Genomic DNA, 16,654 nt, shown 5'->3' on the forward strand with positions numbered 1-16,654 from the left:
GATGAATAGAATTAAGAAACTTAAATCAATTTTATTATTAACAAGTATATCAACTATTACTTCACTTAGTGCTGTATCATGTTTTTATAATAATGATAGAACAGTTAAATATGCTCGTGAATTTATAAAAGAAAATGGTTTTAAAGTTAAGGATCGCGTAATTACTAATAATGCAAAGCTACAAAATTTTGAAAATGAACTTTACAATAGTAAATACTTATCATATACATTTGAAAACGTTGGATTAAAATATGAAAAAGATTTCCAGATTAGCAATTCACACTTTTTAACTGCTATTGGAGATTTTGTAGAACCAGTTTCAGAAAATATTTTAATTAATGAAACAAAATTAAACAACTTTAAAGAAAATTTAAACCAAATTAAATCTTCATATACAGGTAATAATCAAACTCATTTAGATTTATTTGAAAGTAATGAACAAATTTATCAAAAATTAATAAATGATATATCATCATTAAGAGATAAAGTTTTAGAATACAAAAACTATAATCTTTCAAATAACGAATCTAAAAAAACATTTAGCATAATAGCTAAATATAAATTTAAAGAAAGTGAAAGTTCAGATTTAAATAAAATTGAACGTGAAATTCAAAGATTGATCCCTTCTATTAACAATGTTATGTATTACAATATTACAGATTATTCTCAAGTAATTACATTACAACAAATCACAGATATAGTTAAAAACTTTGTTAAAAATACACCACTTGCTATTTATTATCAAACATATCTAGATAATCTAAATAACCCAAATTCAGCTTTCGATCCATTTAGAAAAGTTATTGAATACAATAAAGCAGATAGCTCATTTAAAATAAGTTTAATTGATTGAACTATTTCAAATAATATTGATTCAACATTATTTAATATTTCATTAGATAATTTAAATAAAGAAAATGAAAAATTATCATATCCCCAAATCGATGGTATAAAAAGTCTTAAAACTCTTTGAACAACATTTAAAACAATTTCTCCATCTTATGCTTTATTCCCAGAAAATTCTGATAAACATTTAGAAAGTATTAGAAATGGTATAAGAGATGGTTTTGGTCCAATTTATTTAGCATTAGGTATCAATGAATCTTCTCAACAAGAAACAGATGATTTTAAAATATTTAGCAAAAAAATAAATGATAAAGAAAAAGAAGAATTTTTAAGTAAACCATATGAATTCATAGAAAATAACTTAGATATATTATTTTATATCAGTGCATACAATGATAAAAAAGTTGAATTAGATAGATCAAAACAAGATCTTGAAAAAGAACAAAGTTCTACAAGAAGACTATCTTTAAGAAGAACTATTGACAGAAATGAAAAATTAATTGCTAAATTTGAAAGTGATTTATTAAAATTAACACAATCTATTAATGCAGTTAAGTCAAACCAAGAAAGTCAAGCAAATAAAAATAAGGCTCAAGAATTTATTGATAAATTTAAATCTGATTCATTAGTTGCAAATGATATTGAACGTATTAAGAAACTAATTAAGGATGGTTTAGACACCAAAAAAACTTCTCAATTTGCACTTGCTGATTTATTTGCTAAATTATTATTTTTAAATAAAGTTTACCAAGCACAATCAGTAAAAGGCTTACGTGTAAATGGTAATCAAGAAGAATTAACTTATTGAGTTGAATTTTTAGACGCAAAAACAAATACTAAAAAATTATTTGATGTATATGGAATATATAAAGCATCACAATCAAATTCTAATGTATCCATAGATGATTATATTTTTGATGGTTTATCTACTAAATTTAAAAAATTAGATTCATCGAATTCAATGTTTTAATTTCTTTTAAAAATAAAGAAGGTACGCTTTCTTTATTTTTAAAATAAGTAAATTAAATAGTAAAATTTAACTATGAAATATTTCATTAAAAAGAAATTTCGTTATTGAACTGGTATTTTGTTAATCTCTAGTTCCCCTTTAGTTTTAATTAGTTGTAATACTCATTACAATACTTTTCAAAATAATTTAAAGGCATTTGAAGAATTTACTAATCAAACAAAAACAGAGAATAATCCCAGGTATGAATATTTGGTTTCTTTATTAGAATACACTAATCAAACAATGCAAAAATCTTTTAATCAAACTAATGAAGAGTTTATAGATATTTCAGAACGTAGTTGATTAAAATTTGCTGCTAATATAGAAGTTAGATTAAACTTATATAAAGAATTAAAAAAGCAATTATCTGAATTAAAAGAAGAGGAAATCAACAATCCAAATTTAGGTATCAAATCAAATAAGTTTTTATCATTATATAAATATGTTTTTGGATTCAGTGAATTCAAATTCCTTAATTATGTTGAAAGTGATACTGAATTAACTTATTTATCAGATAGAGTTTTAATGCTTAAAGGTTTATTACTTAACAAATTTTTAGAAAAAAATGGTTTTAGCAAAACTACATATCATCAATTATGGGAAAAATATGAAAAGTTCATAGAAATTAATCAAAACAATAAAATATTTGAGGAATTTCAAAGAAATAATATAACTAATCTTTATAATTCATTTGAAAATCAAATCAAACAAGCAATAAGTGAAACAATAAATATAGATTTAAAAAACAAATATCAAAAAGAATTTGAAGAGTTATTGTCATTTATAGATCGAGTATTTGATTTTTATGAATTGTTTTTTGAAAAAAGTAAAAACATATATATTGCAATAGAACAAAGTTTCTTTAAAACACATATTTTTGATCCTATTTTAAATGATAAAGAACATCAAGACTTTTTAAGATTGTTTTCTTATATTCATTATAATTTAGAATCACTATTATTTAATTTATATAGTTTTACTTCTACTTCTAAAATTATTTATTTGTCTAATGCATTAAGTAATTTAAAAAATAAAAATTTCTTTAATTTAAATAAAATAAAAGAACTAGAAAATCAAATAAACACTTCAGAAAATTTAACTAAAACAGAACAAGAAGATATTTATAATCAAATAATAGAAATACTTCATCAACCATTTAAGGAAGAAGAACTTTTTAAAGGTAAAATTAATAAAATAAACAACTTTGTAAAAGAAAAGGAGAAATAATGCTTATAGGAAATTCACAAGTAGCAATACAAACAATTGAAAAATATGATAATATAGTTGTTTTTCACCATATCCGCCCTGATGGAGATTGTTTAGGATCTCAACATGGTTTAGTGGAATTAATTAAAACTAATTATCCAAATAAAAAAGTACATGCAGTAGGTGATGCATCAGGTAGTTTTCCATTTATGAATTATGAATTTACCGATATTTCACAAATAGATTTTAATAATTCACTTGCTATTGTAGTTGATGCTTCAAGTGGGAACAGAATTGAGTGTGCATCATTATTATATGAAAAGAAAACAACTGCAAGATTAAGAATAGATCATCATCCAAATGATGCTGATATAGATTATGAATACAATTGAATAGATGAACATTATGTAGCAGCAGCAGAAATGATAGCTCAACTGGCTTTTGATGCCAAATGAAAAGTAACTCAAAAAGCATCAAGTCACATTTATTTAGGAATTAATACAGATTCAGCTAGATTTCTATTCCCTGATACTTCTGCTAGAACATATAAATTAGTTGCTTTCTTAATGGAAAATGGCTTCCATCCACAAAACATCTTAAGAAATTTAAGCGCTAGAAGTTTGCAAGATATTAAAATTTCTGGAAAAATATTATCTGAATTCAAGCAAGATAGAAGAGTTTTATATTATGAAATTAAAGATGAATTCTTAAAAGAATTTAACCTAAATTCATTCCAGGCAGCTCAATACGTTAATGAACTAGCAAATATAGATAATAATTCTTGTTGAGCTTTATTTATTCAACTAGAAGACGGGAACATTAGAGGAAGATTAAGATCAAACGGACCATTAGTTAATAAACTAGCTAAAAAATATAACGGTGGTGGACACGATAATGCAGCAGGAATTACACTAACAAATTGAGACCAAGTTAAAACTGTTGTATCAGAATTAAATGATTTAATTGCTGAATGAGAAGGACAGTAATGAAAACAGGAAATTTACAAATAATCACTGAACAATTGCTAAAATATGACAGTATAGTTATTTTTCATCATATTCGCCCAGATGGAGATTGTTTAGGTTCACAATTCGGTTTAAAAGAATTAATTAAAACTAATTTTCCAAACAAGAAAGTATATGCTATCGGTGATGCTAAAAACTCATTTGATTTCTTAGATTTTACAATGGATAAAATTCCTAATGATGAAATTTTAAAAAAATCACTTGGAGTTGTAGTAGATGCAAATCATAAAGAAAGAATTGAATGTAGAGAAGTATTAGATAAAAATCTTTTTGCACAAGTCATTCGTATCGATCATCATCCAAATGATGATGATTTAGGAGAAAACACAATTAGGTGAGTTGATAGTTCATATTCAGCTGCAGATGAAATGATAACTGAAATAGCTGTAACTAACAATTGAAAAATCACACCAACTGCAGCAAATTACTTATATTTAGGAATTAACACTGATTCAGGAAGATTTTTATTTAGTAATGTCCAAAGTAGAACATTATATCTAGCATCGAAATTATATGAAGCAGGTTTACAAGCAGATTATATTCATACTAATTTATCAATGAGTACACTTGAAGATTTAAAATTTAATTCTTGATTATTATCAACATTAAAAACACGTGATGGTGTTGCTTACATTCAAAATAGTTTAAAAGACACACAAAGATTTGGAAAAAATTCTAATTCATCAATGAGAGTAAATGCAATAAGTAATATCGAAGGATTTCCAATATGAGTGCAATTTTTAGAAGAAGAATCAGGTAAAATAAGAGTAGAATTTAGATCTAATGGTCCTATTGTTCGAAATGTGGCAGTTAAATGAAATGGTGGAGGACATGAAAGAGCTTCTGGTGCTATAATCGATAGTTTTGACTTAGTTGAAAAAGTTATTGACGATTGTGTTTTAGAAGTTCAAAGATATTGAATGGAATTATTAAAAAAATAGAGCAATTTATAATAGTTGTTCTATTTTTTTAATTTCTTAATTAGAAACTAATAAATAATTTATGTAAATACTTAAATACCTTATAAAAAATAAAAGAGTATAATTTAATTAATTATGAGTTTGTTCAAGTTGAAAGCAGATTATAGTCCAAGTGGTGACCAACCACAAGCAATTGAGTATTTAGTTAATGGCATAAAAAACGGAATAACAAATCAAACACTAGTTGGAGTAACGGGTTCTGGTAAAACTTTTGCAATGGCAAATGTTATTAAGGAATTTGATAAACCTGCAATAATTTTATCTCACAATAAAACTCTTGCTGCACAACTCTATAATGAACTAAAATCATTTTTCCCTGACAATGCTGTAGAATATTATGTTTCTTATTTTGATTATTTTAGACCAGAAGCATATAAAGTTTCAGAAGATTTATATATAGAAAAAGATTCAAAAGTGAATCAACAAATAGAAATTCAAAGATTAAGCACCATCAATTCATTATTAACCAGAAAAGATGTTATTGTTGTAGCTAGTGTATCTGCTATATATGGTGCTTTAAATCCAATGTTATATAAAGAATCATTTTTTAGATTTTATAAAAGTCAATTAATAACTAAAAAAGATTTTATTTATGAATTAATTAAAATTCATTACCAAAGAAACGATGTATCTCCTGAACCTGGTCAATTTTTAGTTAAAGGTGACTTAATCTTTATTAGACCAGCAGATGATGAAGATAAAACAATCCGAATAAGTTTTTATGATAATGAAATAGAAGAGATAGCAGTAGTTGATTCATTAACTAAAAAAGTAATAACAAAAGAAACAAACTATATTTTAGTACCAGGACAAGCATATGCAACAGATATTAATTTATATGATGAAGTCGTTCAAAAAATAGAAAAAGAATTAGCAGAAAGATTACAATATTTTAATTCTAATAATAAATTATTAGAAGCACAAAAATTAGAACCTCGTATTAAACAAGATATCTATGAATTAAAAGAATTTAAAATGTGCAAGGGTATTGAAAATTATTCAATGTATTTAGATCAAAGAGATTTTGGACAAAGACCATATACCTTATTAGACTATTTTCCTGAAAATTCTTTAATGATTATAGATGAATCGCACCAAACCTTACCACAAATTAAAGGTATGCCAGAAACTGATAAAACTCGTAAAATTAATTTAATAGATAATGGTTATAGATTACCATCAGCTGCAGAAAACAGACCATTAAATTATGACGAATTTAATAATTCATTTAATTTTCAAAAAATTTATGTTTCTGCTACTCCTTCATCAGAGGAATTAGAAAAATCAAATGGGAACATTGCTCATATGTATTTAAGACCAACTGGACTAGTAGACCCTGAAATCATAATCAAACCTACATATGGACAAATAGATGATATATATGATACCATTATAAGTCTAAGGGAAACGAATGAAAAAAGTATTATAATTACTCTTACTAAAGAATCTTCAGAGAAATTAAGTGAATATTTAATTACAAAAGGAATAAAAGCAATTTACTTACACTCAGACTTTAAAACTCTAGAAAGAAATGAAATAATTAGAAAATTAAGAACAAATCAAGCAGAAGTCTTAATCGGTATTAATTTATTAAGAGAAGGAATTGATATTCCAGAAGTATCCCGGATAATGATTTTAGATGCAGATGTTACTGGTTTTTTAAGAAGTTCAACAGCTTTAATTCAAATTGTAGGAAGGTGTGCTAGAAACGCAAATGGTAAAGCAATTTTATATGCAGATAAAATTACACCAGCAATTCAAGAATGTTTAGATGACAATAAAAAGAAACGAGAATTACAATTAGCTTACAATAAGAAAAACAATATTATTCCTAAAACAATTATCAAAGAGATTCCGGAATCTAGTTATGATGAAAAAATTCAAAATGCCATTGATGCATTAATTAAAAAGAAAACTATTAATAATTCAGTTTTAAAAGAAAAAGAAAAATTAATTGAAGAACTAACTAAACAAATGAATGAAGCAGCCAAAATGCGTGATTATGAATTGGCAATATCATTTAGAGATAAAATATTAGAATTAGAAAAGGTCAATAAAAATGTATAAATATATAGATATTATAAATGATGTGGATGTCATTCAAATCCGTTCAGTAGATGTAGTTTCTATTTATCAAAATTTCTTGAAAATTTTAATTATAGAATTACAAGAAATAAAAGATTCAGAATTATTTAATGAACTAACTTGAAATAATTTTAAACGTAATTCTGGTTTTTCACTTGTTTTAAATAGATTTATTTTTTATCTTTTTTATTATTTAAAAGATAAAAAATACACAGGAAAAGACAATAAAAAAGAACAAGCATTTTTAGAAATTATTGATTTATTTAAAAAAGATAATAACTTTGATTATATAAAGAATCAAAACAAAGAATTAATTATAAATAATGCAAAAGATATCTTTAAACTAGCAAATATTGATGGTTCAACCAAAGATATAATCACACTAGTTTCGGAATTTGATATTTTAAATAATGAATCTAAACAAAAACAATTAAATAGTTTATACTTTATATTTGAAGCATTTAATGGTTGTGATATACCAGATTAATATAAGGAGTTTTTATGAAAAAAATCAAAAATATTAAAAAAATATTTCTTTTAAAATCAGCAGTCATAGGTACTTTACCATTAATACCAGTTATTGCAATAGCATGTGGAGATCCAAGTAATAATAACTTTTCATTAAAAGAAATTAAAATAAGTAATGTAAATACAAATTCAGTTGTTATTAATATAGAAATTAATAATTCACAAAATCTAAAGACACTATTTTTAGAATATTCAGATGGTTCAAACAATAAAAGAATTGCTCAAACAAGTCAATCAAATAATAAATTTAACTTTAATTTAACTAATTTATTAGCCAATACTAATTATAAAATAACCAAAATTTATTTTAATTTTGATAATAAAACTCAAGAACTTAATCTTGATGATTTTGCTAATAAATTAATGTTTAAAACATTAAATAACAAAGAAGATAAACTAGAAAATCCTACCCCACCAATTAATCCTATAGAACCTATTCAGCCTAAACCTTCGCCAAATCCTATTGAACCAAAAAATCAAGAATATAAATTAACTAATATAACTAATTCAAACCCAAGTTTTAATAATTTAAATTTATTATTTGAATTTGATCATTCAAATAATACTGATAATGTTTTAGAAATCACATATAATGGAACTACAAGAACATTTAATAATTTAGTATTTAATGGTAATAATTTAAATATAGCTTTAAATAACTTAACAGCTAATACTTCATACAACATTACATCAGTTAAGTTAAATGGACAATCACTTGATTTATCAAAAATAGTAAATAAAACATTTACTACCACATCTGAACCAACAACTGCTGCAGAAGATGATTTTGCTATATCAAACGTATCTATAACTAACATAACATCAAATTCTGCTGTTTTAAATGTTGATTTTTCTAATAACCAATTAAAAAATAATAATCAAAAAACCTTTGAATTTAGTTTTTCAAATAATAAAATATTCACAACAAGCAATTACAATCCTGGAAGCAGTTCATTAAGTATTAATTTAACAAATTTAAATTCTAATACTTTATATACATTAAATTCAATTAAATTGAATAATAATGCATTAACAAACATCCCTTCATCTTCATTTACAACTAAAGAAATAATTAATAATCTTAATGCTACAAGTGTTAATATAAATGACATTACAACTAACTCTGCAACTGCAGTTATTTCATTGAATCAAGTTATATCAAATAAAAATGTTAGGTTAAATTATCGCAATAATTCACTAAGTTCTTCACATTTTATTAATAAAACATTTAATAATACAAATAATTTAGATTTTAATTTAAATAGTTTACAATCAAGTAATAATTATGAACTTTTAAACTTGGATATTGATGGACAAATAATTTCTTTATCAAATTATTCTAATAGAAATTTTAGAACTAATCAAAATAATGATGCTAGACCTATAACTAATTCAACTATTAATTACTCATTAATGGGAGATTTTGCAACTTATGATGCCCAAGTAAGGCAATTATATACAAATAATAATTTAGCAATATCAAGCATTTCTAAATTTAGAAACAACAATAAGAGTTATTTAGTGTTCACAGCTTCACAAACACCACAAGAAAAATATAAAGATTTAACATTTACTTATAACAGCAAAAATTATAGTTTTAAATACGATGGAAATTCAAAAGATTTTTACTTTTTAGTAGATGATTCAGAAAGTTCAAACATTTCTAATATTAAATATAACAATCAAAATGTTCAATTTAACGGAACTATAAGTAATATTACATTTAGAAGTATTACAACAACAAATGCTAATGTCAATAGCGCTAGAATTAATGATAATAATTTATCAGTTTCTACAGATAGTAATGTATTTACTAATACAGATAAGGTATTAATAACAATTAAACCTGATATTAATACATATACATCAGATTTTACAATATCAGCAGATTCTATATCAGGTAATTCTTTAACAATTAATGATATTAAATCAAAATTAAATCACAGTTTTACTAAGTATTGAGTTACTTCAATATTTAATGTAAATACCGGACAAGAATATTATGCAAGTGAAAATTTAACCTCATTTGATTTAACTGTACCTACCTTAAGCGCATCAATTTCAAATATTCAATTTGTAGCAAAAGATATTAACACAAATACATTTGAAGGTTCAATTAATTTAAATATACAAGATGATCAAATAGGACAATTGAAAGATAAATATATTAAATTAAGTTTTCTAGATAAATCACAAAGAGATATTGCTGTACCTGATAGTGAATATGAAAAGCAAACCTATGGAACTAAAGGTAATGCTTTTGATTATATGGAAAGAAATTTAAGACCAGAAAACAATAGATATTTATATTTAACTTTTAATGAACTAAAATCATTTGAATTTAAACATTTAACAGAGGGGATGAATTGAGTTTTATATAAAGTAGAAATAGTTAATAAGCATAATTTACAAACAGTTCTAGACATACCTCTTAATAATGTTTCTAAACATGGTTTAGAGACCTTAATAACTAAGTTGGAAGTTAATAATTTAACTTTAAATTCTGGATTCCCAAATAATTTCACAAACACTAATAATCAATCTAATACTTCTAATAATAATATTACTAAACAAGAATTAGATAATAGAATAGAAAATGATGATACTAATTTAACAATTGATTGAAATTATCATAACTATAAAGAGTTAAATAAACATTATTTAAGTTCAACTCAAAAATTATTTGATCTATATAATGATTATTCAACAATGAACTTAAAAGAAGAAGTTAAAAAATTTACTTTTAATAATAAAAGTTATAACTGAGGTGTTGTTATAGAAAACTTTGATCAGAAATTTTATGAACATAATGACAAAAACACATATAAAATCAAAAAAAGTTTAGCAAACTTTAACAATTTAACTCCTGAAAAAGATGCCATTATTAATTTTAACTTTTTTGCCAATCCACAAAATACTAATATGGATTATTGATATTTAAATCAAAACGCATATACAGTTAGTTTTTCATTAGATTATCTTAAAAGTCAACCTAATCAAACAATCGATAATTTAGAAATTAATTTTGTTAAATTATGAGATGAAATCTATAAAGGACATAATAGCAAAATAGAAAAAAATGATTTATCAATAAATGAATTAGATATTCAAGAATTAGAAAAATTGATGAACCAAAGAATTAAAGTAAAAGTTTCTATAGAAAATAATGAACTTGTATTTGAGTTAAAAGCAAGAAACGGTGTAATCAATGATCAAATTTACTTACACAACCTTTCTCAAGAAATATCAACATATATTGAAAGAGCATATAATTATTTATCAATAATGTATGTAGAAAATCAAAATGAATCAAATAAATTAACATATGAAAATAAAAATATTGATACTAATAAACTAAAAATAGATGGTTTTTTATTTGATGCTAATTCAAATTTTGTTCCTAAAAATAAATATCCATTGCTTCAAAATGAAAAATTTAATATAGAAGTATCAACTTGAAGAACAAAAAGTAATCCATTATTTAACAATGAAATTTTTAAAAAAGTAATTGACAGGTCTATAGGTATTAACTACGGAACAGGATGAATGATTTCGAAAGTAAAACCAAACGACCCAAATGATTATAAATATTACTTTGGAACAAATCGTCATGTTCCAACTTATGGACCTATGTCTTTATCAGCACCTAAAGATCACGATTCTCCAATTGATACTTCATTGTATTTTAGTTCTTTTGGTCAATGAAACGTTCATACAAGATTTAAATGAGAAGCTTCTCAAGGTAATAAAAGAATAGATGGAACTGAAGTCTTAGCTAACCCACTTCCAAGACATGGTTCAAATGCAAAATTAAGAAGCAGTGCAGATTTACAAATAGTAGAAATAGATATTAAAGAAGTGGTTGATTATTATAATAGACATAAAAATGGAAACCCAACTGATGCAAAATTTAAATCTGCTGAGCATATAGCTAATTGATTGAATTTAAAAGATATTAAAGTATCTAATAAAGGAAAGTATATTAAAAAAGATCAATTCTTTACTGCTTATACTTCTAGCTTCCCAGGCTCAACAACAGGTACTTCTAAACGTAATATTCAAATGAGACATAATTATCTTTCTTCATTTGCTTGAGATGATTTTGGTCAATATGGTTATGGTAGATCAGATCAAATTTATTTTAGAGGATCATTTTTAGATACAGATATTGAAGCATATCATCAATTCCAAGGTGGTTCATCTGGAACAGGTTTATATGATGATGAAGGTAATTTCTTATCAATTCATGCAGGAAAAGTAGGTGATGGAGGAAACGGTTCATATTTATTAAACTCACAAAGAATGAATTTTATGGGTGATTTAAATGATTATAATGATAAATCATTTGCATATATGATACAAAGAAGACATCGTCTATGACCAAAACAATATGATATGCTAAATATTTTCAATGAATTTATTAAACCTTTTGAAAAATAAGAAAAGCTAGCAAACGCTAGCTATTTTGATTTAAGGAGCATTATGTCAAAATTTTCCAAAAAGAATAAATTATTATTCCTACTAGGGGTATCACCTATATCAACTGTATCCTTGATATCTTGTGTTAATTCTATTAAAGAATTTTCATACGATAATATTGAAATGGTTTTTGAAAGTGAATACAAGTTGTCTTTTTTACTAAAAAATTTCCCAAATTTTCCAGATGATAAACTAAATGTTAATCAATTTGTATTAAATGAAAATAAAACTCCTGTTAGAATAAGAAAAAATGAATTAGGAATTATTTTAGAATATGAAAATTTATTTCCAGCAACAGAATATAAATTTACTAGATTTAGTTTATCTAATTTTAGATTAAACTTAAATTCAGCGAAAAATAGTTTTCTTACAAAAGGCATTAGATTTTTAAATTTCAAAATTAATGAAGTTAATTCAGATAATGCTAAATTAACATTTAATTTTGCTGTAAGTTCAGAGTTTACTAACAATACTTTCACAGTTGAATTTGGTCGAGTAAGTTATCATAGATATGGAAATGGATCAGTGGATTTAGAAATAGATGAAACTACAAGAGAATCTTTTGAACGAACCTTTGATTTTAATAAAGAGAGTAATGAAGTTATTTTAAATAATTTATTACCTGATACTTTATATACAATACATAATATAAGATATTCAAACATAGTTGAAGGAATTAATCAAAACAAAAATTCACGTTTTTTAACACCAAAAGCACAAGAAATAAAAAAAATTGATTTTTTAAACATAACACCAAATAATGCTACAGTAGTTTTAGAAGTAGACAAAATTAATGAAAATGAATCTTATACATTAGAAATTTCAAAAAATCAAGAAGCACCTTTTAAACAAAATTATTTTAGAATACAGAATAATAAGATATATTTTGACATTAGTAATTTAACTCCAGATACTATATATTACTTAAAAAATATTTATTATAATCATATACCTTTTAACTTAAACAAAATTAGTAAAACCATTAATTTTAGAACACTGAAACAACCTAACAATCAAATAGAAGAACCAAAAAACCCACCTATAAAGAATCCTGATTCTAATATTTCATCAAATGAAACCCCAGTTCAACCATCAGAAATAAGAATTTTAAATCAAGATATTTTTTCAAACATTTCAAGTAATTCTGTTAATTTAAATTTAGAGTTTAATCAAAATGTAAGTAATAAGATAATTATAAATTATTCAGAATCTAATAATTTACATCAAATTAATTCAGGATATACAATTTCAAACAATAGATTATTTTATAGTTTAAATAATTTAAAACCAAATACAAACTATACAATAAATTCAATATCTATAAATAACCAAAATATAGATATTAATCATTTAAATAAATCTTTTACTACTTTAAATCAAATAACTAATAATGAAACAATTAATTATGATTTAATGGATAGTTTTAGTGATTATGAAAGTTTGGTCGCTAAATTTAAACCTCAAACACAATTAAATATTACAAATATTAAAAAAATGGATATTGGAATAAAGAAGGGTTTATTATTTGAATTCAATAATTTATCTAATGATAAATATAAAGATTTTTCATTTAATTACAATAATAAAATATATAAAACTAAATATGACGGAAATTCCCAATATTTAATAGTACAAGTTGATGATAATGAAAGTAATGACATTAGTAACATTAATTACAATAATCAAATAGTAAATTTCAATTCCTCAATTGAATCATTAGCAAAAACTAGCTCTAATAATTCAGTTATAGTTAATTCTATTTTTTCAGTAGGTCATGATCTTTTAATAAGTGTATCTGGTAATTTAAATAATAATGATAAATATCTAATTACTTTTAAACCTGATATAAATGCATATCGTAGCGATATTACATTACAAGGTATAGTTCAAAACAATCAAATCAAAATCACTAATGGTTTAGAAAAGTTTGACTATAGTTTTAATAAATATTATCTAACTGATACATTTGATTTACAGGGACATAAATATTTACAAGTAAGTCAAAATATTTCATTGGATTTAAATATTAACAATTTAAATCCAACAATTACAAAAGTACAATTTGCAAAAAAACAAGGTGTATATAATACTTTTTTAGGTTCAATTAATGTCAATTTAAATGATAATGATTTAAAACAATTAAAAGAAAAATATTTTAAATTAACCTTTGTAGACACTTTTCAAGAAAGCATTCCAAAAGATACACCTGAACAACAAAGAGTATACAACAGGTCGACAGGCTATGATTGAGAACCAAGAAGCCAAAGAGTTGAAAATAATAAATATGTTTATCTAAATTTTGATGAATTAAAGATGTTTGAATTTAAAAATTTAACTCCTGGCATTCAATGGAAATTAAGAACAATAGAAATAGTGCATAAACATAATTTAAGACCAGTTACAACTTTTGATATTAACAATATTAATTTATTAGGAAATAAAATTTTATTTGAAGATATTAATATATCAAATATAGTCTTTCAAGATGCAATAGGATCTAGTTTTACTAACCATACAAACACAGGAAGTTCAATAACTACTGTTAGTGAAATGTTTAACAAACAAAAAGATGGAAATGACTATAAATTAATAAATAAAACAGGAAATTTAGATTTTAACTACACTAATTATGTAAATTTAAATAAATTTTATTTAAAAGAATTACAGAAAAAATATCACCTTTTCCAAGAAGGTGACTATGGTTATCCTAAAACAGCAAAAGAAGATACTATAAATTATAGTTTAGGTAATGTTAATTATAATTATGGAACTATAATAGAAAATTATGCTCAGAAAGAATTTCAAGAATCACTTGATAAAACTACATATATTATTAAAAAGAAATTAAATAATTTTAAAAATTTAAATGCTGATAAAGAAGCTATTATAAACTTTAATTTCTTTGCTTCTTCTAATAATATTAATTTAAGTTATTGAACGAATAACCAAAATGCATATGGAATATCATTTTCATATAACAAATTAAACAATTCTCCTAATAAAACTATTGATAATATAAAAATTGATTTTATTCAAAATTGAGAAGAATTATATAAAGCATTGTTTTTAGGTTTTGAAAACAATAAACAAGCAAGACCTACACTAACAGATCAACAATTAGAAGATTTAATAAATCAAAGAATTAAAGCAAAAGTATCTATTATAAATGATGAGCTAGTAATTGAATTAAAAGCAAGAACAGGTGTAATTAACAAAGATATTTATATACATAATTTATCTCAAACTCCTTCAACATTTATAGAAAAAGCACAAAATTACACATCAATAATGTATATTGATGACAATGAAACAGATAAGTTTTTATATGTTAATGAAGTTCAACACAAAAATAATTATTTAAGATTAGATGGTTTTTTATTTGATCGCAAAAATGAATTCAAATCTATTAATCACGAAGAACAAATCAAATTTGATGCTATGGAATGAAGAACTACAACTCATTTAAATGATGATCAAATCTTAAATGAGGTAGTAAAAAAATCATTTGGAAGCAACTATGGTACAGTTTGATTAATAGGGAAAGTTAAACCTAGTGATCCAAATGATTATGAATTTTATGTAGGAACAAATCGTCATGTTCCTCTGGGTTACAGTGAAACTACTATCTCACCTAAGGATCATGTAGATAAAAATGATGTAAGCACATATTGATTACCAAGAAATTCAATTAATTTAAAAACACAATTTGAATGAGAAGCAACAAAATCTTTTAAACTAGATGGTACACCTGTTTATGGAACTAATTCAACTAAAAGAAGTGAAGCAGATTTACAAATATTTAAGATTAACATCAAAGAATTAGTTGATTATTATAATGCTAACATAAACAGTAATAATAAAACTGATAAGTTTTATATGGCTAAACACCTTAATGACTGAATGACTTTAAAACCAAATAAAATTTCTAAAAAAGGTAGATACATAAAAGGACAAAGTTTTGTAACCTTATATGCATCATCTTTCCCAGGACCAAGAGTATCAGGTGCTAGAAATATACAAGCTAGATTTAATTACTTTGCAGGAATTATAAATGAAGGTTCTGACGTAGATAAAGGTGTAACTGATATTTATACAGTTATGAGAACTTTTAAAGATACCCGAAGTGGAGATGTTAATCAACTTGGATCTGGGTCATCAGGAACAGGTTTTTATGATGATGAAGGAAATATATATGGTATTCATATAGGTTTAGGTGGATTGTTTTCTGGAGGATTTATTTTAAATTCTCAACGGATGAATTTTATGGGTGAACTTAATGATTATAACGAAAATTCATTTGCATATAAATTGCAAAGAAATAACAGATTGTGACCAAGTAAATATGAATTACCTGATATTTTCACAGAATTTGAAAAACCCTTTGAAAAAGAATAATATAAAAAGTTAATTTTAAAGTTATTTTAAATAAAAAAATTCACTTTTTATATTTTATCCTGAGTTTCTGAGTTGAAGACCAAATTTTTAATTTTTTTAGA

Annotated in this window: 8 protein-coding genes; all 8 read left to right on the forward strand. The window is 23.9% G+C overall.

Annotated elements, in window-relative coordinates:
- Position 1 precedes the first annotated feature (1 nt).
- Positions 2 to 1,816, forward strand: coding sequence for a hypothetical protein (locus tag RRG59_RS03185; RefSeq protein WP_322902108.1), 1,815 nt, complete (start codon positions 2 to 4; stop codon positions 1,814 to 1,816).
- Positions 1,817 to 1,888: 72 nt separating this feature from the next.
- On the forward strand, positions 1,889 to 3,082 hold the full coding sequence (locus RRG59_RS03190; RefSeq protein ID WP_322902110.1) for a hypothetical protein: 1,194 nt from the start codon (positions 1,889 to 1,891) through the stop codon (positions 3,080 to 3,082).
- On the forward strand, positions 3,082 to 4,047 hold the full coding sequence (gene nrnA / locus RRG59_RS03195; RefSeq protein WP_322902112.1) for a bifunctional oligoribonuclease/PAP phosphatase NrnA: 966 nt from the start codon (positions 3,082 to 3,084) through the stop codon (positions 4,045 to 4,047). Before RRG59_RS03190 ends, nrnA (RRG59_RS03195) begins: the two co-directional genes overlap by 1 nt.
- Positions 4,047 to 5,027 (forward strand): bifunctional oligoribonuclease/PAP phosphatase NrnA, encoded by a 981-nt coding sequence (gene nrnA, locus RRG59_RS03200; protein ID WP_322876298.1) that lies wholly within the window; start codon positions 4,047 to 4,049, stop codon positions 5,025 to 5,027. The genes nrnA (RRG59_RS03195) and nrnA (RRG59_RS03200) overlap by 1 nt, the downstream gene beginning before the upstream one ends.
- 114 nt (positions 5,028 to 5,141) lie before the next feature.
- Positions 5,142 to 7,133 carry an excinuclease ABC subunit UvrB gene (uvrB, locus tag RRG59_RS03205; protein WP_322902114.1) on the forward strand — a complete coding sequence of 664 codons (1,992 nt, stop codon included), beginning with the start codon at positions 5,142 to 5,144 and terminating at the stop codon, positions 7,131 to 7,133.
- On the forward strand, positions 7,126 to 7,638 hold the full coding sequence (locus RRG59_RS03210; RefSeq protein ID WP_036430036.1) for a hypothetical protein: 513 nt from the start codon (positions 7,126 to 7,128) through the stop codon (positions 7,636 to 7,638). The genes uvrB and RRG59_RS03210 overlap by 8 nt, the downstream gene beginning before the upstream one ends.
- A gap of 14 nt (positions 7,639 to 7,652) precedes the next feature.
- Entirely contained in the window at positions 7,653 to 12,119 is a 4,467-nt protein-coding gene (locus tag RRG59_RS03215) for an autotransporter outer membrane beta-barrel domain-containing protein (protein ID WP_322902116.1), read from the forward strand.
- A 42-nt stretch (positions 12,120 to 12,161) separates the two neighbouring features.
- Positions 12,162 to 16,553, forward strand: a complete 4,392-nt coding sequence (locus RRG59_RS03220; protein ID WP_322902118.1) for a fibronectin type III domain-containing protein — start codon at positions 12,162 to 12,164, stop codon at positions 16,551 to 16,553.
- The last annotated feature ends 101 nt before the right edge of the window (positions 16,554 to 16,654 follow it).

This window comes from Mycoplasmopsis felis, assembly GCF_034647055.2.
Lineage (GTDB): Bacteria > Bacillota_I > Bacilli_A > Mycoplasmatales > Metamycoplasmataceae > Mycoplasmopsis > Mycoplasmopsis felis.